Genomic DNA, 21,358 nt, shown 5'->3' with positions numbered 1-21,358 from the left:
ATCTTGTGACGTTTATTACCAAATGTAGCAGACAACTTCTCCGCCAGATTTTGATTGACGAGCTTCTTTGTCGGTCATAACTCCCTTAGATGTGGAGATGATCGCGATTCCTAGACCACCGAGTACACGAGGCACTTCATTGCTCTTCGTGTATACGCGAAGGCCTGGTTTACTGATTCTTTTCAAACCAGAAATAACACGCTCTTGGTTAGGGCCGTATTTCAAGAAGATACGGATAATCCCTTGTTTGCTATCTTCAACGAATTCCGCATCGCGGATGAAACCTTCACGCTTCAAAATGTCAGCGATTTGTTTCTTCATAGTAGAAGCAGGCATTTCTACCGTTTCGTGACGCACAATGTTAGCGTTACGAATACGAGTAAGCATATCTGCAATAGGATCAGACATAGTCATGTGTGTAAACCTCCTTCCCGTTTATAAACTTCTTACCAACTTGCTTTTTTCACGCCAGGGATCTGGCCTTTATAAGCTAATTCACGGAAACAAATTCTGCAAATTTTGAACTTTTGCAATACCGAATGTGGACGACCACAACGTTCGCAACGTGTATATGCACGTACTTTAAACTTAGGCGTACGTTGTTGTTTAACTTTCATCGAAGTTTTTGCCACTTAGCCTGACACCTCCTAAACATTTTCGGAGAAAATGGATTAACCGACTTTATTTTGCGAAAGGCATTCCCAGCTGACCCAGCAGCTCGCGGGATTCCTCATCCGTCTTAGCAGTCGTTACAATAACGATGTCCATACCGCGGACTTTATCCACTTTGTCATATTCGATCTCGGGGAAGATCAATTGTTCTTTAAGACCCAGTGTGTAGTTACCACGGCCATCAAAGGCTTTAGAGGAAACACCACGGAAGTCACGTACGCGTGGAAGCGTTACGTTGAACAATTTGTCCAAGAAGTAATACATACGCTCGCCGCGCAGTGTTACTTTAACCCCAATCGGCATATTTTCGCGTAGTTTGAAACCAGCGATGGATTTTTTAGCTTTAGTGATTACTGGTTTTTGACCAGCGATCAACTGCATGTCATTAACTGCAGCGTCAAGTACTTTGGAGTTTTGAACAGCGTCACCCACACCCATGTTGATGACAACCTTCTCGATCTTAGGCACTTGCATAACAGTTGTATAGTTAAACTTCTGCATCAAAGCAGGTGTAATTTCGTTAAGATAACGTTCTTTCATTCTTGCTGCCATGAAGATTTAACCTCCTTTCTTAAGGGCTAGATTAGTCGATAATCTCTCCAGATCGTTTTGCAATCCGAACTTTTTTACCGTTTTCCAATACTTTGTAACCGATACGGGTTACTTTACCGGACTTCGGATCGATGTGCATTACGTTGGACACATGAATCGAAGCTTCCTGCTCAATAATTCCACCCTGTGGATTCAGCTGGTTCGGCTTTTGGTGTTTCTTCACCATATTGACGCCTTCTACCAGAACGCGGTTTTCACGAGGATAAGCAGCGATGACACGGCCTTTTTTGCCTTTGTCTTTACCACTAATCACAAGCACCACGTCATCTTTCTTCACGTGCAGTTTATTGTTATGGGATTCCAGAACTTTTTTCACTCTAGGCATTTATTACACCTCCTATAACTAACCTTTAGGCTCGTGCAGGTCTTTGGGGCCCCCGAAAAGTATTCGGCATTAACCTCAGAGCAACACGTCACTTTTTGGGGATATTTTAGATAACTTCCGGTGCCAAGGAAACGATCTTCATGTAGTCTTTATCGCGAAGTTCGCGAGCAACTGGTCCAAAGATACGTGTTCCACGAGGGCTTCTGTCGTCTTTAACAACAACAGCTGCATTTTCGTCGAATGCGATGTAAGATCCATCTTTACGACGAACGGAACGTTTCGTACGAACAACTACCGCTCTAACAACATCACCTTTTTTGACAACGCCGCCTGGTGTTGCTTGTTTAACGGAACAAACGATCAAATCACCGATTGCTGCTGTACGGCGTCCAGTACCACCCAGTACGCGGATACACATCAGTTCCTTCGCACCAGAGTTGTCAGCCACATGCAAGCGTGTAAATGGTTGAATCATTATAATTTCCTCCTTCCGGAAAAACTCTTTTGATTATCTTAGATGATAACCGCTTTTTCAACCACTTCAACTAGTCTCCAACGTTTGTCCTTGGACAACGGACGAGTTTCCATGAGTTTTACGGTATCGCCAATCTTCGCCACGTTTCCCTCATCATGTGCTTTGAATTTATTCGTAGACTTGATGCGTTTGTGGTACAAAGTGTGCTTCTTATAGGTTTCAACAGCGACTACGATGGTTTTATCCATTTTATCACTGACAACTTTACCGATTAGCACTTTACGTGCATTACGTTCTTCGCTCATTAGTTAGCCTCCTTCCTGAATACGGATCTGAGATCCGTCTCACTTAACTAATCCCAAGCACTCTTTGATGGATTACGGTTTTAGCACGAGCTATTTCCTTACGCACGTCACGAATCCGAGTTGGGTTGTCCAGTTGGCCAGTTGCCAATTGGAAACGGAGATTAAAAAGTTCCTCTTTGAATCCAGCGATCTTCTGTTCAATCTCAGCAGTGGTTAAGTTGCGAAGTTCATTAGCTTTCATTTGCTTCACCACCCAATTCTTCACGTTTCACAAACTTAGTCTTAACAGGCAGCTTGTGAGCGGCAAGACGCATTGCTTCACGAGCGATCTCTTCCGACACGCCTCCGAGTTCGAACATAATCTTGCCCGGTTTAACTACGGCTACCCATTTCTCAACGTTACCTTTACCACTACCCATACGAACCTCGAGAGGCTTTTGAGTAATAGGCTTATCTGGGAAAATCTTGATCCAAACTTGACCGCCACGTTTGATATAACGTGTCATTGCGATACGAGCAGCTTCGATCTGACGGTTAGTGATCCAAGACGGTTCTAATGCAACCAGGCCGAATTCGCCGAAGTTCAATTCAGTACCGCCTTTAGCCATACCCTTCATGTGTCCGCGTTGTTGCTTGCGGTGTTTTACGCGTTTTGGTACCAACATGATTAGTTGCCTCCTTCCTGAGCAGCTTGTTTCTTAGCTGGGGGAAGAACTTCTCCACGGTAGATCCATACTTTTACGCCGATAAGACCGTAAGTTGTATGTGCTTCAGCCGTTCCGTAATCGATATCGGCACGAAGCGTATGAAGTGGAACTGTTCCTTCGCTATAACCTTCTGAACGAGCAATCTCGGCTCCGCCAAGACGTCCGCCTACTTGAGTTTTAATCCCTTTTGCGCCAGAACGCATAGTTCTTTGAATCGCTTGTTTGAGTGCACGACGGAACGATACACGACGTTCCAATTGTTGAGCAATGCTCTCAGCTACAAGAATTGCATCCAATTCAGGGTGCTTGATTTCATTGATGTTGATGTGTACTTTTTTGCCACCAGCGATTGCAGTAACTGCGCTGCGAAGTACTTCTACTTCTGCTCCGCCTTTACCAATAACCATACCTGGTTTAGCAGTATGAATTGTAACGTTCACGCGGTTAGCCGCTCTTTCGATCTCGATATGGGAAACAGCGGAATCCTTCAACTTACCTTTAAGGTATTCCCGGATTTTGACGTCTTCCATCAGAAGAGTACCGAAATCTTTCCCTGCATACCATTTAGATTCCCAATCGCGAATAATACCGATTCGGAGTCCTATTGGATTTACCTTTTGACCCACGTGTTATCCCTCCTTATTTCTCAGATACCACCAGTGTAATGTGGCTCGTGCGTTTATTGATCCGGCTTGCGCGACCCATGGCGCGCGGACGGAAACGTTTCATAGTAGGACCTTGGTTAACGAAAACTTCGCTAACGAACAAACTGTTCACGTCCAAAGAATAGTTATGCTCAGCATTCGCAATTGCCGAATTAAGCAACTTCTCAACAACCGGAGAAGCGGATTTCGGAGTGTGGCGAAGAATTGCAATTGCTTCCCCCACTTGCTTTCCGCGAATCAAGTCAACAACCAACTTCGCTTTACGAGCGGAAATCCGCACCGATCTTGCATGTGCTTTTGCTTCCATTGTTTACCCTCCTTTCAAACAGAGACCTTATTATTATCTTCTTGTTTTCTTATCGTCACCCGCGTGGCCTTTGTAAGTACGTGTTGGCGCGAACTCGCCCAACTTGTGACCTACCATATCTTCTGTTACGTATACAGGCACGTGTTTACGGCCGTCATATACACCAAACGTATGTCCGATAAACTGAGGGAAAATGGTTGAGCGACGGGACCAAGTTTTAACTACAACCTTTTTCTCAGCCTCGTTCAGTTCCTCAACTTTTTTAAGCAGGTAGCCATCGATAAACGGCCCCTTCTTTAAACTGCGACCCATGTGTGAATCCTCCCTTCATCCGTTTCTTCAAACCGCGAATCGACGCTTCGCGCTTTATAACTTGCCAGAAGCGTCTTATTTCGTGCGGCGGCGAACGATATATTTATCAGATGCCTTGTTTTTCTTACGCGTTTTGTAACCAAGGGTTGGTTTACCCCATGGAGACATAGGCGATTTACGTCCGATTGGAGCGCGGCCTTCACCACCACCGTGTGGGTGATCGTTCGGGTTCATTACTACACCGCGTACTTCAGGGCGACGGCCGAGCCAGCGACTACGTCCAGCTTTACCGATTTTGATCAATTCATGATCTTCGTTACCTACGGAACCGATAGTTGCACGGCATACGCTAAGGATCTTACGAACCTCACCGGATGACAAACGAACGGAACAGTATTTTTCTTCTTTACCAAGCAATTGAGCTTCTGTACCAGCAGCACGAACCAATTGTCCGCCTTTACCTGGTTTCAACTCAATGTTGTGGATAACTGTACCCACTGGGATGTTCTCCAGTGCAAGACTGTTACCAATTTTGATGTCGGCTGTTGGGCCAGACTCTACTTTATCCCCAACTTTAAGGCCTTTAGGAGCGATGATGTAACGTTTCTCTCCATCAGCATAGTGGATCAAAGCAATATTAGATGTACGGTTCGGGTCATACTCGATTGTAGCAACGCTACCTGGTATGCCGTCTTTAGTCCGCTTGAAGTCGATAATACGGTATTTACGTTTGTGTCCGCCGCCATGGTGACGAACCGTAATTTTACCTTGGTTGTTGCGTCCCGCATGTTTGAACAGCGGAGAAAGCAACGATTTCTCTGGCTGGTTTGTTGTAATTTCTTCAAACGTAGACACAGACATATGGCGTCTTGCCGGAGAGGTCGGTTTGTACTTTTTGATTGGCACTATAGTTTCCTCCTTACTTTAAGAGTATTATTCTACCGCTTCAAAAAATTCAAGCGGCTTGCTGTCCGGGCTAAGCTTAACGATGGCTTTTTTCCATTCTGGAGTGTAACCAGAATATTTACCATAACGTTTCAGTTTGCCAGGTACGCGCATTGTGTTCACATTCGTTACTTTTACTTTGAAAATAGCCTCGACAGCTTTTTTGATTTCGGTTTTGTTAGCACGGATATCCACTTCAAAAGCGTATTTCATTTCGCTCATGTAGTCGGAAGTACGTTCCGTAATCACCGGACGTTTGATAATATCACGAGGATCTTTCATTACGCGAACACCTCCTCTACCTTCAGAACTGCTTCTTTAGTGATGATCAGTTTGTCGTACGTCAGTACGTCAAGAACATTAATGCCGTCAGCCGCTACGAATTTCACCCCAGGGATGTTACGAGCGGAAAGTGCTACGTTATCATCATAGCTAGTAGCTACGATCAACGCCTTGCGATCCACTTTCAGGTTGTTCAAGATTGCTGCGAATTCTTTCGTTTTCGGAGCATTCATTGTCAAGCTATCCAATACGATAATGTCATTCTCGAGTACTTTCGAGGACAAAGCGGATTTGATCGCCAAACGACGAACCTTCTTAGGCAATTTCCAGGAATAGCTACGTGGTGTTGGTCCGAAGACAACGCCGCCGCCTTTCCATTGTGGAGAACGAATGGAGCCTTGACGAGCGCGACCTGTACCTTTTTGTTTCCAAGGTTTACGTCCACCGCCACGAACTTCAGAACGTCCTTTTACTTTGTGTGTACCACGACGAAGGGAAGCTCTTTGCATAAGCGCAGCTTCATGTAGAACGTGCTCATTCGGTTCAATACCGAATACTGTGTCGCTAAGTTCTACTTCACCAACTTCGTTGCCACTAATATTAAAAAGTGTTACTTTTGGCATTTCATGTTCCTCCTTTCTTAGGTAATTATTTCTTAACGGTTTGTTTAACTTTCACGAAGCTGTTTTTAGGACCTGGGATAGCGCCTTTAATCAGCAATACGTTACGTTCAACATCAACCTTGATAATTTCAAGCTTTTGAACCGTAATAGTCGTGTGACCCATATGTCCTGGAAGGCGTTTGCCCTTAGGAACACGGTTAGCTTGGATAGAACCCATGGAACCTGGTCTTCTGTGGTAACGCGATCCGTGTGCCATTGGTCCGCGGCTTTGTCCCCAACGTTTGATGTTACCTTGGAAACCTTTACCTTTAGATGTACCAGTTACGTCAACAAATTCGCCCTCAGCAAAGATATCAGCCTTCAGCTCTTGTCCAACCTCGAGAGACCCGAGATCAACACCGCGAATTTCGCGAACGTAGCGCTTAGGTGTTGCATTTGCCTTTTTGGCGTGACCCTGTTCAGGCTTATTGGAGCGACTTTCTTTTTTATCAGAAAAGCCCAATTGCACTGCTTCATATCCGTCGATATTCAGGTCTTTCTTTTGCAGTACTACACAAGGTCCTGCTTCGATAACAGTAACTGGAATTACGTTACCTTCTGGAGTAAACACTTGAGTCATACCGAGTTTTTTTCCTAAGATACCTTTCAATGTTGACACCTCTTTTCTTTTCCTAAGTTACTAATAATAGAATTACAATTTGATTTCGATATCTACACCGGACGGTAGATCCAAGCGCATCAAGGCGTCTACAGTTTGTGGTGTTGGGTTCACAATATCGATCAAACGTTTGTGAGTCCGTTGTTCAAACTGTTCACGGGAATCCTTGTACTTGTGTACCGCACGGAGAATAGTAATGATTTGCTTCTCAGTTGGTAACGGAATCGGCCCGGATACACCTGCACCCGAACGTTTTGCTGTTTCAACAATCTTCTCAGCGGATTGATCAAGAATTCTGTGGTCGTATGCTTTCAAGCGAATACGAATTTTTTGCTTTGCCATTTTAGTCCCTCCTTCTATCGCCCAATTTGGTATCGGACATACTCCGTGAAAATTTTCTGACCTCGTCCCCATGGCAAAGGGGCCGGGTGTGTCAGTAACCTCTCACATCATCGCAACGTCTCAGAACAACATTTATTATTATATATAATAGGCAGCAGTATTGCAAGCTAAAATAACAAAACAACGCATATTTTTTTCATTCGCTGCTTTATTACTATTATATAGGTTAAAGATTCTCAGTGGCAGACCTGAAAAACTCAGCTGACTCTGCTGTCTGCGCTGTTGCTGACCCAATTCCCTCTATAGTTTGAATCAATGTTCTTATTTCTTCTTCTACTATAACAATCTCCTCTGTACTACTTCTCATGGCCTCTACAATATCGGTAAACAAAAGACTAGTCTCGACAGATTGAAGCTTCCCACTCTTGGTTAACTCCTGTACCTTACGAATCTCCTCAACGACCTGCTGTGTGAGATTTCCTGATTTATTAGTTAGTTCTACGATCTGAATTACAGTATTCTTCGTATCCTCTGCCAATCGACTAACTTCTTGGGCAACTACACTAAACCCTCTACCATGCTCTCCGGCCCTGGCGGCTTCTATCGTTGCATTAAGAGAGAGAATTTTAGTTTGATCCGCAATATCCTTAACGGAGTTTACGATCTTTTGGATTTGTTTAGAGGAATTGCTTAATTCGTGAACTGAGTGTTCCATTTCACTAGTGCTTTGATATATAAGATTTATTTGCCCTGTCAGGTTGTCCAAATGCTCATGACCATCTGTAGCCAACCCCTGTGACTCTAGAGCGGATGAAGCTGTATGTTGGAATGTTCTATTCACTTCATTGCTACTGGCTACTAGCTGCTTCACAGCAGCATTAGTGTCGATGCTAAAATCTATTAACTCACTACTGAATTCAGCAATTTTCTGCTTTAATTCATTTTTAACCAATAAGTACTGTTGTTCTTTCTCTTTGACGTTCTCCTTCTCGTATTCCTCAAGGACAAGTTGTTGCTCAAGGTTAAGCAACTTCGTCACGGTCTGAACTACTTGTAGGCGTGCATTGTCATCATGTGTTTCATTATAGATAACATGTATAAATACGTTCTGAAGATTTTGAAAAGCGGACAAGTACCACTTAGGTTCAAGTCCTACTCTTTTATGAATATTAGCAATCTTCAGTCGCTTTGCTATGTATTCATCATCAACCTTGCCATCAAATATTTCAATGATATGCTCACGGAGGGTTGTTTTCAATCTTTCTATACTACTATGCTCCAATATTATGGCTTCAAGTTTATTCACACCTAATACTGAATTGTAGAATTGATCAGTAATATAGTCTATATTCTGTTCAACAATAGGCTTCACCCTACGTAGTAGCTTCAAATCTGATTCAGTTAGATCAATCATTTTCATTTGCTCATTGAGCTCACCATGACCCTCAAGAGTATGAAATACATCCTCATTAAGCTTATTCTGATGTTTAATTTCTTTGAAATTAGGGGTGTGAGAATCCTCATTATTATTACGTGATGTTAAAGCGTGCATGAATGAAAAAGGACATTTCCGCATATTAATCACCCTCCCTAAATTCCTATTATTTTACAATAATACTTCCTATCATTTTACTCTATGATTATTAAAATTGTAAACAATTTATCGTAGTTTTTTGTTGAAATTTGTAGAATTTTCTCATATTCATGCGTTTTATTCATCATATAATGTCGAAATGTAAATAATTGTTTGAGAACACAAAAAGCCCCGGATTCTCCGCAAGAAGAATCCGGGGCACTATGATTCAGAGTCTACCCGCAGATAGAAACGAATTTATTTTTGGATGGAAGCTACGCTACCTGCTCCAACTGTACGTCCACCTTCGCGAATGGAGAATTTAGTACCTTCTTCAATAGCGATAGGGGAGATCAAGGAAACAGTTACAGTGATGTTGTCACCAGGCATAACCATTTCAGTACCTTCTGGCAAGTTGATGATGCCAGTTACGTCAGTTGTACGGAAGTAGAACTGTGGACGGTAACCAGTAAAGAATGGTTTGTGACGTCCGCCTTCTTCTTTAGTCAAAACGTAGATTTGAGCAGTGAACTCAGTGTGTGGTTTAACAGAGTTCGGCTTAGCCAATACTTGGCCACGCTCGATCATGTTACGGTCTACACCACGAAGCAAAGCTCCGATGTTGTCGCCCGCTTGAGCGGAATCCAGCAATTTACGGAACATTTCTACGCCCGTAACTACGGATTTCTTAGTATCTTCGTGAATACCAACGATTTCGATTTCTTCTCCGACTTTAACTGTTCCGCGTTCTACGCGACCAGTTGCCACAGTACCGCGGCCAGTGATGGAGAATACATCTTCGACAGGCATCAAGAAAGGCTTGTCAGTTTGACGCTCAGGAAGTGGAATATACTCATCGATTGTTTCAAACATTTCAATGATTTTTTTAGCATAGTCGCCATCAGGGTTTTGCAGAGCTTCACGAGCAGAACCACGGATGATTGGAGTATCGTCGCCTGGGAAGTCATACTCGCTCAGCAAGTCACGAACTTCCATTTCAACCAATTCCAACAACTCTTCGTCTTCAACCATGTCGCATTTGTTCAAGAAGACAACGATGTAAGGAACGCCTACTTGACGGGACAACAGGATGTGCTCGCGAGTTTGTGGCATAGGGCCATCAGCTGCGGATACAACCAGGATAGCTCCGTCCATTTGCGCTGCGCCAGTGATCATGTTTTTAACATAGTCGGCGTGACCAGGGCAGTCTACGTGAGCGTAGTGACGGTTAGGAGTTTCATATTCAACGTGGGAAGTAGAGATTGTGATACCACGTTCGCGTTCTTCAGGAGCTTTGTCGATTTGATCGAATGCGATAGCTGCGCCACCGTAAGTTTTGGACAATACAGTAGTGATTGCAGCAGTCAGAGTCGTTTTACCATGGTCGACGTGACCAATAGTACCGATGTTAACGTGCGGTTTGTTACGTTCAAACTTTGCCTTTGCCATTTGAACAGTTCCTCCTTAATGTGGGGTTCCTTATATTTTGAGTCGCCCGCATATATGTTTATCTTAGTTGACTGAGTGATTATACCCGGACGACAAGTTAAATCTAGTAATTATTCTCCGCCTTTGTTCTTAGCAGCGATCTCTTCCGCAATGGATTTAGGAACTTCTTCATAGTGAGAAAGCTCCATTGAGAATACGCCACGTCCTTGAGTACCAGAACGAAGAGTTGTAGAGTATCCGAACATTTCGGAAAGAGGCACCTTAGCACGAATAATTTGCGCTCCACCACGGGAATCCATACCTTCGATACGGCCACGGCGGGAGTTCAGCATACCCATAACATCACCCATATATTCCTCAGGAACAGTTACTTCTACTTTCATGATTGGCTCAAGCAGGACAGGTTTACACTTGTCTTTAGCTGCTTTAAGTGCCATCGATCCAGCAATTTTAAATGCCATTTCGTTGGAATCGACATCATGGTAAGAACCATCAACGATGGTAGCTTTAACGTCTACAAGCGGGAAGCCTGCAAGTACGCCGTTTTTCATTTGTTCTTCGATACCCGCAAGTGCAGGAGCGATGTACTCTCTAGGAACCGAGCCACCCACTACTTTACTTTCGAATTTGCTACCAGTACCTGGCTCGAGGGGTTCAAATTCAACCCATACGTGACCGTATTGACCACGACCACCAGATTGGCGTACAAATTTACCTTCAACGCGAGCAGGTGCCTTGAACGTTTCGCGGTAAGCAACCTGTGGTTTACCCACATTGGTTTCTACTTTGAACTCACGACGCATACGGTCGATGATGATGTCCAAGTGAAGTTCACCCATACCAGCCAGGATAGTTTGGCCTGTTTCTTCATCAGTATGAGCACGAAGAGTTGGATCCTCTTCAGTCAACTTACCGAGAGCAACGCCCAATTTATCTTGGTCAGCTTTTGTTTTTGGTTCAACAGCGATTTCGATAACTGGATCAGGGAAGTTCATTGATTCCAGAATTACTGGATGCTTCTCATCACACAGTGTATCACCTGTACTGGTGTCTTTCAAACCAACTGCTGCAGCGATGTCGCCAGAATACACGATGGAAATCTCTTGACGGCTGTTAGCATGCATTTGAAGGATACGACCAATACGTTCACGCTTGTTCTTAGTAGCATTAACTACGTAAGATCCGGACTCTAGAACGCCAGAGTATACACGGAAGAACGTAAGTTTACCTACATAAGGGTCAGTCATGATTTTAAATGCCAAAGCTGCAAACGGTTCTTCATCCGAAGAATGACGAACTGCTTCAGTTCCATCATCAAGATGTCCAGTGATTGCTGGAACGTCAAGAGGAGATGGCAAGTAATCAATAACAGCATCCAGCATAAGCTGAATCCCTTTGTTACGGTAGGAGGATCCAACAATTACAGGGAACAATTTAACTTCAACTACGCCTTTGCGCAGTGCAGCTTTAATTTCCGGAACTGTAATTTCTTCGCCTTCCAGGTACTTCATAGTCAGATCTTCATCAAGTTCAGCAACTTTCTCGATCAACTCGAGACGCAGCTCCTCAACTTTGGCCAAATATTCTTCCGGAATATCCGTTACTTCGATGTTTTGGCCCAGATCATCTCTGAACATGTGTGCTTTTTGCTCAACTAGGTCGATAATACCAGTGAAATCACTCTCTGCACCGATTGGCAATTGAATAGCAACTGCATTGGCTTGAAGACGATCACGCATAGTTTCGATTACGTTAAGGAAATCCGCACCGATAATGTCCATTTTGTTTACATATGCAATCCGGGGAACGTTATAACGGTCAGCCTGTCTCCATACGGTTTCAGACTGAGGCTCAACGCCCTCTTTTGCACTAAATACACCAACTGCCCCATCCAATACACGCAGGGAACGTTCAACTTCAACAGTGAAGTCAACGTGTCCTGGGGTATCAATGATATTGATGCGGTGACCTTTCCACGCAGCAGTTGTAGCAGCGGACGTAATCGTGATTCCGCGCTCTTGTTCTTGCTCCATCCAGTCCATTGTAGCAGCACCCTCGTGAACTTCACCGATTTTGTGCGTACGGCCTGTGTAGAAAAGAATCCGCTCTGTGGTAGTTGTTTTACCAGCATCAATATGCGCCATGATCCCGATATTACGTGTATTTTTTAAGGAGAACTCTCTAGCCATGAAATGGATCTCCCTTCAAAAAATAAGTTATTTGAATGACCTTTATCCTACCAACGGTAGTGAGCAAACGCTTTGTTTGCTTCAGCCATTTTGTGTGTATCTTCACGTTTCTTAACAGAAGCGCCTGTGTTGTTGGAAGCGTCGATGATCTCAGCCGCCAAACGCTCTTCCATCGTCTTCTCACCGCGGTTGCGAGAGTAGTTTACGAGCCAACGTAATCCCAGAGCAGTACGTCTCTCTGGTTTAACCTCGATAGGTACTTGATAGTTAGCACCGCCGACACGACGAGCTTTAACTTCCAATACCGGCATGATATTTTTGATGGCAGCTTCGAAAACTTCCATCGGATCTTTACCCGTACGTTCTTCAATCAATTTGAATGAATTGTACAGAATGCTTTGAGCGACACCTCTTTTACCACCCAGCATAATGCGGTTAATCAAACGAGTAACCAACTTGCTATTATACAACGGATCTGGCAATACGTCTCTCTTAGTAACTGGACCTTTGCGTGGCATGGATATCCCCCTTTCTTAAATGTTTAATATTCTAGTATTTTTTCTTACTTCTTAGCTTTAGGACGTTTTGCACCGTACTTAGAACGAGCTTGCATCCGGTTAGCTACACCTGCTGTATCCAATGCACCACGAACGATATGGTAACGAACCCCTGCAAGGTCCTTTACTTTACCTCCGCGAAGTAATACAACACTGTGCTCTTGTAAGTTATGTCCGATACCCGGGATATAAGCTGTTACCTCGAGACGGTTCGTCAAACGAACACGGGCATATTTACGAAGCGCTGAGTTTGGTTTACGTGGAGTCATTGTGCCTACACGAGTGCACACACCGCGTTTTTGCGGAGCGCTCAAATTTGTAGCCTCACGCTTGAGGGCGTTATACCCTTTTTGAAGAGCGGGAGATTTAGATTTTTCGATTTTGGCTTGACGGCCTTTACGAACCAATTGGTTAATTGTTGGCATGTTGTTGCCACCCCCTTCCTGAAATGATAGCCGATTTAAGAACTCTAAGCCCACAGACCCAGGCGGTTCATAAAAAGACAAATGAAAAGTTCTTGCCGCTGGAGTTCACCCCAGTACAAAAACATTTCCGTAGCTATTGTTTTAAGACGGCTGCCATCGCAGCGCCAACTTCAATTCCGCAGGCCTTGCCCAAATTTAGCATTGTATCCACATATGTGATCTTAACACCTTGTTTGTTACAAAGCATAACTATCCTGGAAGTAAGCCTTTGATCTCCGTCCTCTGCCACATAGACTTCTGCAGCTTGGCCCAACTCTACCGCCTTGACGGTTTGTTTGGTACCGATCTTGACCTGAGCATCCTGTAGTCCTCTATCATCAGTCATTATCATTACCTCCAATGAACAAGGATAACATGGCTACTCACGCACCTTAGACATTTTAGCATTATCAATAGATGGTGTCAAGAAATTCAGCAATAAATTTTATAAATATTATACACAGCAGATATTCGTGTCACATCTATGAATAGGTATGACACGAGTACACTACTATGATTGCTAATTTATTCAGCAGGAACCGTCTCTAAAGACTCAAGTGCGCTTTCTGCATTTGGATCACTAAGTTTAACATTACGGTAGCGATTCATGCCAGTACCTGCAGGAATCAACTTACCGATAATAACATTTTCTTTAAGTCCAAGCAACTTATCTACTTTGCCTTTGATAGCAGCATCTGTTAAGACACGAGTAGTTTCTTGGAAAGAAGCAGCAGACAAGAAGGAATCTGTCTCAAGAGACGCCTTAGTAATACCGAGTAGAACCGGTTTAGCAACTGCAGGCTCTTTACCAGACAAGATGGCTTCCTTGTTAGCAGCTTCGTATTCATGAATATCCGCAAACGCGCCTGGTAGCAGACTTGTGTCGCCCGCGTCAATGATACGGATCTTCCGAAGCATTTGTTTGATCATTACTTCAATGTGCTTATCATTGATCTCAACGCCCTGGTTACGATATACACGCTGAACTTCTTGCAGAATGTAGTTTTGTACCCCACGGATCCCTTTGATACGCAGCATTTCTTTAGGGTCAATCGAACCGTCTGTCAACTCATCGCCAGCTTCAATCTCTTGGCCTTCGCTGACACGTAGACGTGATCCATAAGTAATGGAATAAGTCTTGGATTCTGCTTCGCCTTGAACCTCGATTTCGCGACGGTCCTTAGTTTCACGGATTTCCTTGATTACACCATCGATCTCACTGATTGTAGCCTGACCTTTAGGGTTACGGGCTTCAAACAACTCCTGAATACGCGGCAAACCTTGCGTGATGTCATCACCGGCAACACCGCCGGTATGGAACGTACGCATTGTAAGCTGGGTTCCTGGTTCACCGATGGATTGTGCGGCGATAATACCAACTGCTTCACCGATCTCAACGTGTTTACCAGTTGCCAAGTTACGTCCGTAGCACTTCTTACAAACACCGTGACGAGCACGGCAGCTGAGTACAGAACGAATTTGCAGCTTAGTTACACCAGCGTTTACAATCGCCTCTGCTTTATCAGAGTCAATCAAATCGTTCCGGTGAACAATGATTTCGTTCGTTTCTGGATGACGAACAGTTTCGAAGCAGTAACGACCTTCAATACGGTCATACAGATCCTCGATAACCTCTTTACCATCCTGAATACGACTAACTGTGAACCCTTTATCCGTTCCGCAATCTTCTTCACGGACGATAACGTCCTGCGCCACGTCAACGAGACGACGAGTCAAGTAACCTGAGTCAGCAGTACGAAGTGCGGTATCGGCAAGACCTTTACGCGCTCCGTGAGTGGAGATAAAGTACTCCAAGACCGTAAGACCTTCACGGAAGTTCGCTTTAATTGGCAATTCGAAAATCCGACCCGATGGTGTTGCCATCAGACCACGCATACCACCCAGCTGAGTGATCTGCGATTTGTTACCACGCGCCTTAGAGTCAACCATGAGCATGATAGAGTTGAAACGATCCATCGATTTAAGCAGGATGTTCGTAAGATCATCCTTAGTCTTCGACCAGATCTCAATAACACGGTCGTACCGCTCGTCATTGGTGATCAGACCACGGCGATATTGGTTAGCTACCACATCAACCTTAGCTTCGGACTCTTTCAAGATCGTAACTTTTTCCTCAGGCACGATAACATCCGACACGGCTACAGTAACACCAGAACGTGTGGAATAAGTAAAGCCGAGTTGTTTAATTTTATCCAAAATCATAGAGGTTTTGGTTGTGTGATAAGTTTCAAAGCAACGAGCGATAATCAGACCCAGATATTCTTTACCTACAGCGCTGGCTTCTGGAGCGGATTCAATCAACTCGCGAATATCTGCGCCTTTTTCATAGATAAAGTATTTCTCTGGCGTGCCATGCAGCAAGTTAGTCTTAGTCGCCTCATTGATATAAGGGAAACTACTTGGGTAAATTTCGTTAAAGATAATTTTACCGACTGTAGTAATCAACATTGCACCTTGTTGTTTTTCCGTAAAGCAAGTTTTGCCTAGTGCTTTAACTGGAATAGCCACACGAGCATGAAGACCTGCAGTTCCGCGTTGGTAAGCTGATACAGCTTCATTTACGGTACGCAGAATCATACCAGTACCCTTTTCTTCCTTGTTGTCCATAGTCAGGTAGAAAGTACCAAGGACCATATCCTGGGAAGGTGTTACAACCGGCTTTCCGTCTTTAGGGTTCAAGATATTACCGGATGCAAGCATGAGAATACGTGCTTCCGCTTGAGCTTCTGCGGACAGAGGAACGTGCACCGCCATTTGGTCACCGTCAAAGTCGGCGTTATAAGCCGTACATACGAGTGGGTGAAGACGAATAGCATGACCTTCCACCAAAATTGGTTCAAATGCTTGAATACCAAGACGGTGAAGTGTAGGTGCGCGGTTTAGAAGTACTGGGTGTTCTCTAATTACTTCTTCAAGTACATCCCATACCTCAGGACTTACACGCTCAACTTTACGTTTCGCGCTCTTTATGTTGTGGGCAAGGCCCTTGTTAACCAATTCTTTCATGACAAAAGGCTTGAACAATTCTAGCGCCATTTTCTTAGGAAGTCCGCACTGATACATTTTGAGGTACGGTCCTACTACGATAACGGAACGTCCAGAATAGTCAACCCGTTTACCGAGCAAGTTCTGGCGGAAACGTCCTTGTTTACCTTTCAGCATATGGCTGAGCGATTTAAGTGGACGGTTACCAGGACCCGTTACCGGACGTCCTCTACGGCCGTTATCGATGAGAGCATCGACAGCTTCCTGTAGCATCCGTTTCTCGTTCTGCACGATAATGTCAGGAGCACCGAGATCAAGCAGTCTTTTCAGACGGTTGTTCCGGTTAATAACGCGACGATATAGATCATTCAAATCAGACGTAGCAAAACGGCCACCATCCAATTGAACCATTGGACGAAGCTCCGGAGGAATTACCGGTAGAACATCCATGATCATCCAATCAGGTTTGTTGCCTGAGTTACGGAATGCTTCAATGACTTCCAGACGTTTGATCGCCCGGTTACGACGTTGGCCTTGAGCCGTACGCAGTTCTTCTTTGAGGAATTCCAGCTCTTTTTCAATATCGATGTCTTGAAGAAGCTTCTTAACAGCCTCAGCGCCCATGCCGGCTTGGAATCCGTAACCGTATTTTTCACGGTAGCTGCGGTATTCTTTCTCGGACAGAAGTTGTTTCTTCTCCAGTGGTGTTTCACCTGGGTCAGTTACAACGTACGAAGCGAAGTAAATAATCTCTTCAAGAGATCTTGGAGACATATCCAGCGCCAAACCCATACGGCTTGGGATACCTTTGAAGTACCAGATATGAGATACCGGAGCAGCCAATTCAATGTGACCCATACGCTCACGACGAACTTTAGCACGGGTAACTTCAACGCCACAACGGTCGCAGACTACGCCCTTATAACGGACACGTTTGTATTTACCGCAATGACATTCCCAGTCTTTTTGCGGTCCAAAGATACGCTCGCAGAAAAGACCCTCTTTTTCCGGTTTCAATGTACGATAGTTAATGGTTTCCGGTTTCTTAACTTCTCCGCGGGACCATGAACGAATCTTCTCCGGAGAAGCGAGTCCGATTTTCATAAATTCAAAATTGTTAACGTCCAACAAGGAGCAACCCTCCTTAACCTAATCCTGATTTAGTACCGCTTTGCCCCCCCTCTGACTGTTACATCAAAAGAGGGCGCGGTCCTTTATAAAATGGAACACTAAAGTTCCTAACGTGATTATTCTGCTCCGACTTCTGCGCCTTCCAAATTGAGGCTAAGTTTGTCGCCTGACGTCTCGTCCTCATCATCCAATTCTCTCATCTCAATTTCCTGCTCGTCACCGCTAAGGATCTTAACATCCATACCCAGGGACTGCAGTTCTTTGATCAATACTTTGAACGATTCAGGAACACCTGGTTCCGGTACATTCTCACCTTTGACGATGGATTCGTAAGTCTTCACACGACCAACCACGTCATCGGATTTAACCGTCAAGATTTCTTGCAATGTATATGCAGCACCGTAAGCTTCAAGCGCCCACACTTCCATCTCCCCGAAACGCTGTCCACCAAACTGAGCTTTACCACCCAGCGGCTGTTGCGTAACTAGTGAGTAAGGACCTGTTGAACGGGCATGAATCTTATCATCAACCATGTGCGCCAGTTTGATCATATGCATGACGCCGACAGTAACTTCACGTTCGAAGCGTTCACCTGTCCGACCATCGTACAATATAGTCTTACCATTGCGTTGCATACCAGCTTCTTCCATCGTATCAAACACGTCATACTCACGTGCTCCGTCGAATACCGGTGTTGCAATGTGAATACCCAGACGCAATGCAGCCATACCAATATGGACCTCGAGCACCTGTCCGATGTTCATACGAGAAGGAACGCCTAGAGGGTTAAGAACAACCTGAACTGGCGTACCGTCCGGAAGGAACGGCATATCTTCTTCTGGTAGGATACGAGCAACGACACCCTTGTTACCGTGACGTCCGGCCATTTTGTCACCTTCAGAGATCTTACGTTTCTGAGCGATGTAGACACGAACCAATTGATTTACGCCAGGAGGCAGCTCATCACCGTTCTCACGCGTAAATACTTTAACGTCCACGATAATACCATCACTACCATGAGGAACGCGTAAGGATGTATCCCGTACTTCACGAGCCTTCTCACCAAAGATAGCGTGTAGGAGACGTTCTTCTGCGGTCAATTCAGTTACACCCTTCGGAGTAACCTTACCAACCAGAATGTCACCAGCGCTAATTTCCGCACCGATACGGATGATTCCACGCTCATCAAGATTGCGCAGAGCCTCTTCGCCTACGTTCGGAATATCACGTGTAATTTCTTCAGGTCCCAGTTTAGTGTCACGAGCTTCGGATTCGTATTCCTCGATATGAATCGAAGTGTATACATCTTCCTTAACAAGTTTCTCACTTAACAGGATCGCATCCTCGTAGTTGTAACCTTCCCAAGTCATGAACGCAACGACTACGTTGCGACCAAGAGCAAGTTCGCCCATTTCTGTGGAAGGACCATCTGCCAGGATATCACCCTTCTTAACAATGTCCCCTCTTTTAGCTAGAGGACGTTGGTTAATACAGGTACCTTGGTTAGAACGCATAAATTTGTGTAATTTATATTTAACGATGTCGCCTTTAACTTCCTTGCCTTCGACAGTCTCAACACGGCGCAGCCAAATTTCATTAGCTGAGGAGCGTTCGATAACACCGTCATACTTGGAAACAACACATACGCCAGAATCCTTAGCGGATTTATGTTCCATTCCTGTTCCGACCAGTGGAGCTTTCGGAATTAGAAGCGGAACAGCTTGACGCTGCATGTTAGATCCCATCAGAGCGCGGTTGGAGTCATCGTTCTCAAGGAACGGAATGAGCGCCGTAGCGACCGATACGACCTGTTTAGGCGAAACATCCATGTAATCTACACGATTACTTGGCATCGTTGTGATGTTGTCTGAGTCTTTGTTGTAACGAACGATTACCATGTCTTCCTTAAAGGTGCCATCTTCTTCGATCAACACGTTAGCCTGAGCAACTACATAATTATCTTCTTCATCAGCAGTCAGATAATCAATTTGCTCGGTTACCTTACCTGTCTTCGGATCCACCCAACGATACGGAGCTTCAATAAAGCCGTATTCATTGATGCGGGCAAAGGTGGACAAGGAGTTGATCAATCCGATGTTCGGACCTTCTGGTGTTTCAATTGGACACATCCGACCGTAGTGACTGTGATGGACGTCACGAACTTCAAATCCCGCGCGCTCACGTGTCAAACCACCGGGTCCTAGTGCAGACAGACGACGTTTATGCGTAAGTTCCGCAAGTGGGTTCGTCTGGTCCATAAACTGAGACAACTGGGAGCTACCGAAGAACTCTTTAATGGACGCGATAACTGGACGAATATTGATCAGAGCCTGCGGCGTAATTGCATTAGCATCCTGAATCGACATTCTTTCACGTACAACGCGTTCCATACGGGACAAACCGATACGGAACTGATTCTGCAGAAGTTCACCTACAGAACGCAGACGACGGTTACCCAAGTGGTCAATATCATCGGTATTACCAATTCCGTGAAGCAAATTAATAAAGTAGCTGATCGAGGATATAATATCAGCTTGAGTAATATGCTTAACAGACTTATCGATGTTGCCGTTAGCGATCAGCTTGATAACCCGACCTTCTTCAATTGGCGAGAACACGTCAATCGTTTGAAGTGGAATATCTTCACTGTCCATAACACCACCAGTAACACGGTAGTTTTTAAAGGCAACATTCTTTTCAAAATAAGGAATCAATTCATCAAGCAGTCTGCGGTCAACCATTTGACCTGATTCAGCCAGAATTTCTCCTGTAGAATCATCAACCAAAGGTTGTGCCAAACGCTGATTGAAGAGACGATTCTTGATGTGCAATTTCTTATTAATTTTGTAACGGCCTACATTAGCTAGGTCGTAGCGTTTTGGATCAAAGAAACGCGCGACCAGCAAACTTTTGGCATTGTCAAGTGTCGGCGGTTCGCCCGGACGGAGTCGCTCGTAAATTTCAATAAGCGCCTTCTCCGTGGAGTCCGTGTTGTCTTTATCCAGCGTATTGCGAATATATTCATCATTGCCAAGCAATTCCAGAATTTCGGCATCACTACCGAAACCGAGAGCACGCAAAAGTACGGTAACAGGAATTTTACGAGTACGATCGATACGAACATACATAATATCCTTAGCGTCGGTCTCAAGTTCCAACCACGCTCCGCGGTTTGGGATTACTGTGGCGGTGTAGGTTTTTTTGCCGTTCTTATCCACTTTTGTGCTGAAATAGACGCTTGGAGAGCGAACCAACTGGCTGACAATAACCCGTTCCGCACCGTTAATAATAAAAGTGCCGGTCTCCGTCATCAGCGGGAAATCTCCCATGAACACTTCCTGCTCTTTGACCTCACCGGTCTCCTTATTAATGAGCCGCACCTTTACACGCAGAGGAGCCGCATACGTTACGTCCCGCTCTTTAGCGTCGTCAACCGTATATTTTGGTTCACCCAGGCTGTAATCAATGAACTCTAGTACCAAATTACCTGTGAAATCCTGGATCGGCGAGATGTCCTGAAACATTTCCCGTAATCCTTCCTCCAAAAACCAATCATACGATTTTTGTTGGATCTCGATCAGGTTCGGGACCTCGAGTACCTCGTTAATTCTCGCATAGCTCCGCCGAGTGCGTCGACCATACTGAACAAGATGTCCTGCCAACTTTACTCACCCCTCATGTCTACTCACTTAAAAATTGATTGCGAACCCTTGTTTGGAACCGTATAATGGAACCATACTACAAGGATTCAGTCATAAA

24 protein-coding genes are annotated in these 21,358 nt (G+C 44.7%); all 24 read right to left on the bottom strand.

From position 1 onward, the window contains the following. Nucleotides 1-15: 15 nt before the first annotated feature. Nucleotides 16-414, bottom strand: coding sequence for a 30S ribosomal protein S8 (gene rpsH, locus NSS67_RS05630; RefSeq protein WP_036680560.1), 399 nt, complete (start codon nucleotides 412-414; stop codon nucleotides 16-18). Between the two features lie 32 nt (nucleotides 415-446). Further along, nucleotides 447-632 carry a type Z 30S ribosomal protein S14 gene (locus tag NSS67_RS05625; protein ID WP_013312154.1) on the bottom strand — a complete coding sequence of 62 codons (186 nt, stop codon included), beginning with the start codon at nucleotides 630-632 and terminating at the stop codon, nucleotides 447-449. A 49-nt stretch (nucleotides 633-681) separates the two neighbouring features. Continuing rightward, nucleotides 682-1,224 carry a 50S ribosomal protein L5 gene (gene rplE, locus NSS67_RS05620; RefSeq protein ID WP_313639618.1) on the bottom strand — a complete coding sequence of 181 codons (543 nt, stop codon included), beginning with the start codon at nucleotides 1,222-1,224 and terminating at the stop codon, nucleotides 682-684. Nucleotides 1,225-1,255: 31 nt separating this feature from the next. After that, entirely contained in the window at nucleotides 1,256-1,609 is a 354-nt protein-coding gene (rplX, locus tag NSS67_RS05615) for a 50S ribosomal protein L24 (protein WP_313639619.1), read from the bottom strand. 106 nt (nucleotides 1,610-1,715) lie between these two features. Then, complete coding sequence (rplN, locus tag NSS67_RS05610) at nucleotides 1,716-2,084, bottom strand: 50S ribosomal protein L14 (protein WP_036680556.1); 369 nt, start codon at nucleotides 2,082-2,084, stop codon at nucleotides 1,716-1,718. A gap of 38 nt (nucleotides 2,085-2,122) precedes the next feature. Next, nucleotides 2,123-2,389, bottom strand: coding sequence for a 30S ribosomal protein S17 (rpsQ, locus tag NSS67_RS05605; protein WP_339318686.1), 267 nt, complete (start codon nucleotides 2,387-2,389; stop codon nucleotides 2,123-2,125). A 43-nt stretch (nucleotides 2,390-2,432) separates the two neighbouring features. Continuing rightward, complete coding sequence (gene rpmC, locus NSS67_RS05600) at nucleotides 2,433-2,630, bottom strand: 50S ribosomal protein L29 (protein WP_019908232.1); 198 nt, start codon at nucleotides 2,628-2,630, stop codon at nucleotides 2,433-2,435. Then, nucleotides 2,620-3,054, bottom strand: coding sequence for a 50S ribosomal protein L16 (rplP, locus tag NSS67_RS05595; protein ID WP_036680552.1), 435 nt, complete (start codon nucleotides 3,052-3,054; stop codon nucleotides 2,620-2,622). The genes rpmC and rplP overlap by 11 nt, the downstream gene beginning before the upstream one ends. Before the next feature lie 2 nt (nucleotides 3,055-3,056). After that, nucleotides 3,057-3,722 carry a 30S ribosomal protein S3 gene (gene rpsC, locus NSS67_RS05590; protein WP_042192169.1) on the bottom strand — a complete coding sequence of 222 codons (666 nt, stop codon included), beginning with the start codon at nucleotides 3,720-3,722 and terminating at the stop codon, nucleotides 3,057-3,059. A 13-nt stretch (nucleotides 3,723-3,735) separates the two neighbouring features. Continuing rightward, nucleotides 3,736-4,068 (bottom strand): 50S ribosomal protein L22, encoded by a 333-nt coding sequence (rplV, locus tag NSS67_RS05585; protein ID WP_036680546.1) that lies wholly within the window; start codon nucleotides 4,066-4,068, stop codon nucleotides 3,736-3,738. 33 nt (nucleotides 4,069-4,101) lie between these two features. Further along, nucleotides 4,102-4,380 (bottom strand): 30S ribosomal protein S19, encoded by a 279-nt coding sequence (gene rpsS, locus NSS67_RS05580; RefSeq protein WP_036652940.1) that lies wholly within the window; start codon nucleotides 4,378-4,380, stop codon nucleotides 4,102-4,104. 75 nt (nucleotides 4,381-4,455) lie between these two features. After that, nucleotides 4,456-5,286 carry a 50S ribosomal protein L2 gene (rplB, locus tag NSS67_RS05575; RefSeq protein ID WP_042192171.1) on the bottom strand — a complete coding sequence of 277 codons (831 nt, stop codon included), beginning with the start codon at nucleotides 5,284-5,286 and terminating at the stop codon, nucleotides 4,456-4,458. Between the two features lie 27 nt (nucleotides 5,287-5,313). After that, entirely contained in the window at nucleotides 5,314-5,607 is a 294-nt protein-coding gene (gene rplW, locus NSS67_RS05570) for a 50S ribosomal protein L23 (protein ID WP_036680537.1), read from the bottom strand. Then, a complete protein-coding gene (gene rplD / locus NSS67_RS05565; RefSeq protein ID WP_036680536.1) occupies nucleotides 5,607-6,230 on the bottom strand; it encodes a 50S ribosomal protein L4 in 624 nt (207 codons plus the stop codon). Before rplD ends, rplW begins: the two co-directional genes overlap by 1 nt. Nucleotides 6,231-6,255: 25 nt before the next feature. Next, nucleotides 6,256-6,879: a 50S ribosomal protein L3 gene (rplC, locus tag NSS67_RS05560; protein ID WP_339318685.1), complete on the bottom strand. Its 624-nt coding sequence runs from the start codon at nucleotides 6,877-6,879 to the stop codon at nucleotides 6,256-6,258. Nucleotides 6,880-6,921: 42 nt separating this feature from the next. Next, complete coding sequence (rpsJ, locus tag NSS67_RS05555) at nucleotides 6,922-7,230, bottom strand: 30S ribosomal protein S10 (protein ID WP_017692074.1); 309 nt, start codon at nucleotides 7,228-7,230, stop codon at nucleotides 6,922-6,924. A 226-nt stretch (nucleotides 7,231-7,456) separates the two neighbouring features. Then, entirely contained in the window at nucleotides 7,457-8,782 is a 1,326-nt protein-coding gene (locus NSS67_RS05550) for a globin-coupled sensor protein (protein WP_339318684.1), read from the bottom strand. 279 nt (nucleotides 8,783-9,061) lie between these two features. After that, on the bottom strand, nucleotides 9,062-10,252 hold the full coding sequence (tuf, locus tag NSS67_RS05545) for an elongation factor Tu (protein WP_060625835.1): 1,191 nt from the start codon (nucleotides 10,250-10,252) through the stop codon (nucleotides 9,062-9,064). Between the two features lie 110 nt (nucleotides 10,253-10,362). Further along, a complete protein-coding gene (fusA, locus tag NSS67_RS05540) occupies nucleotides 10,363-12,441 on the bottom strand; it encodes an elongation factor G (protein WP_339318683.1) in 2,079 nt (692 codons plus the stop codon). 47 nt (nucleotides 12,442-12,488) lie between these two features. Then, a complete protein-coding gene (rpsG, locus tag NSS67_RS05535; protein WP_036680520.1) occupies nucleotides 12,489-12,959 on the bottom strand; it encodes a 30S ribosomal protein S7 in 471 nt (156 codons plus the stop codon). A 44-nt stretch (nucleotides 12,960-13,003) separates the two neighbouring features. Next, the gene (rpsL, locus tag NSS67_RS05530; protein ID WP_036680518.1) at nucleotides 13,004-13,423 is read right to left on the bottom strand and encodes a 30S ribosomal protein S12; all 420 of its coding nucleotides are present in this window, start codon (nucleotides 13,421-13,423) and stop codon (nucleotides 13,004-13,006) included. Nucleotides 13,424-13,556: 133 nt separating this feature from the next. Beyond that, nucleotides 13,557-13,808, bottom strand: coding sequence for a ribosomal L7Ae/L30e/S12e/Gadd45 family protein (locus tag NSS67_RS05525; RefSeq protein WP_042131229.1), 252 nt, complete (start codon nucleotides 13,806-13,808; stop codon nucleotides 13,557-13,559). A gap of 179 nt (nucleotides 13,809-13,987) precedes the next feature. After that, nucleotides 13,988-17,599: a DNA-directed RNA polymerase subunit beta' gene (rpoC, locus tag NSS67_RS05520; protein WP_339318682.1), complete on the bottom strand. Its 3,612-nt coding sequence runs from the start codon at nucleotides 17,597-17,599 to the stop codon at nucleotides 13,988-13,990. 116 nt (nucleotides 17,600-17,715) lie between these two features. Next, complete coding sequence (rpoB, locus tag NSS67_RS05515; RefSeq protein ID WP_339318681.1) at nucleotides 17,716-21,261, bottom strand: DNA-directed RNA polymerase subunit beta; 3,546 nt, start codon at nucleotides 21,259-21,261, stop codon at nucleotides 17,716-17,718. Between the last annotated feature and the right edge of the window lie 97 nt (nucleotides 21,262-21,358).

Origin of the sequence: Paenibacillus sp. FSL R10-2734 (assembly GCF_037963865.1) — a bacterium.
Lineage (GTDB): Bacteria > Bacillota > Bacilli > Paenibacillales > Paenibacillaceae > Paenibacillus_AQ.
Note: the sequence above shows the minus strand (reverse complement) of the source record. Positions and strands in the feature narration are given on the sequence as shown.

What these genes read in the sequence shown, in the direction of transcription:
- fusA (WP_339318683.1), bottom strand. Translation starts at nt 12,441, where the DNA reads ATGGCTAGAGAGTTCTCCTTAAAAAATACACGTAATATCGGGATCATG.
- rpsS (WP_036652940.1), bottom strand. Translation starts at nt 4,380, where the DNA reads ATGGGTCGCAGTTTAAAGAAGGGGCCGTTTATCGATGGCTACCTGCTT.
- rpsL (WP_036680518.1), bottom strand. Translation starts at nt 13,423, where the DNA reads ATGCCAACAATTAACCAATTGGTTCGTAAAGGCCGTCAAGCCAAAATC.
- NSS67_RS05525 (WP_042131229.1), bottom strand. Translation starts at nt 13,808, where the DNA reads ATGACTGATGATAGAGGACTACAGGATGCTCAGGTCAAGATCGGTACC.
- tuf (WP_060625835.1), bottom strand. Translation starts at nt 10,252, where the DNA reads ATGGCAAAGGCAAAGTTTGAACGTAACAAACCGCACGTTAACATCGGT.
- rpsQ (WP_339318686.1), bottom strand. Translation starts at nt 2,389, where the DNA reads ATGAGCGAAGAACGTAATGCACGTAAAGTGCTAATCGGTAAAGTTGTC.
- rplD (WP_036680536.1), bottom strand. Translation starts at nt 6,230, where the DNA reads ATGCCAAAAGTAACACTTTTTAATATTAGTGGCAACGAAGTTGGTGAA.
- rplX (WP_313639619.1), bottom strand. Translation starts at nt 1,609, where the DNA reads ATGCCTAGAGTGAAAAAAGTTCTGGAATCCCATAACAATAAACTGCAC.
- rplP (WP_036680552.1), bottom strand. Translation starts at nt 3,054, where the DNA reads ATGTTGGTACCAAAACGCGTAAAACACCGCAAGCAACAACGCGGACAC.
- rpmC (WP_019908232.1), bottom strand. Translation starts at nt 2,630, where the DNA reads ATGAAAGCTAATGAACTTCGCAACTTAACCACTGCTGAGATTGAACAG.
- rpsJ (WP_017692074.1), bottom strand. Translation starts at nt 7,230, where the DNA reads ATGGCAAAGCAAAAAATTCGTATTCGCTTGAAAGCATACGACCACAGA.
- rplE (WP_313639618.1), bottom strand. Translation starts at nt 1,224, where the DNA reads ATGGCAGCAAGAATGAAAGAACGTTATCTTAACGAAATTACACCTGCT.
- rplV (WP_036680546.1), bottom strand. Translation starts at nt 4,068, where the DNA reads ATGGAAGCAAAAGCACATGCAAGATCGGTGCGGATTTCCGCTCGTAAA.
- rpsH (WP_036680560.1), bottom strand. Translation starts at nt 414, where the DNA reads ATGACTATGTCTGATCCTATTGCAGATATGCTTACTCGTATTCGTAAC.
- rplN (WP_036680556.1), bottom strand. Translation starts at nt 2,084, where the DNA reads ATGATTCAACCATTTACACGCTTGCATGTGGCTGACAACTCTGGTGCG.
- rplW (WP_036680537.1), bottom strand. Translation starts at nt 5,607, where the DNA reads ATGAAAGATCCTCGTGATATTATCAAACGTCCGGTGATTACGGAACGT.
- rpsG (WP_036680520.1), bottom strand. Translation starts at nt 12,959, where the DNA reads ATGCCACGCAAAGGTCCAGTTACTAAGAGAGACGTATTGCCAGATCCG.
- NSS67_RS05550 (WP_339318684.1), bottom strand. Translation starts at nt 8,782, where the DNA reads ATGCACGCTTTAACATCACGTAATAATAATGAGGATTCTCACACCCCT.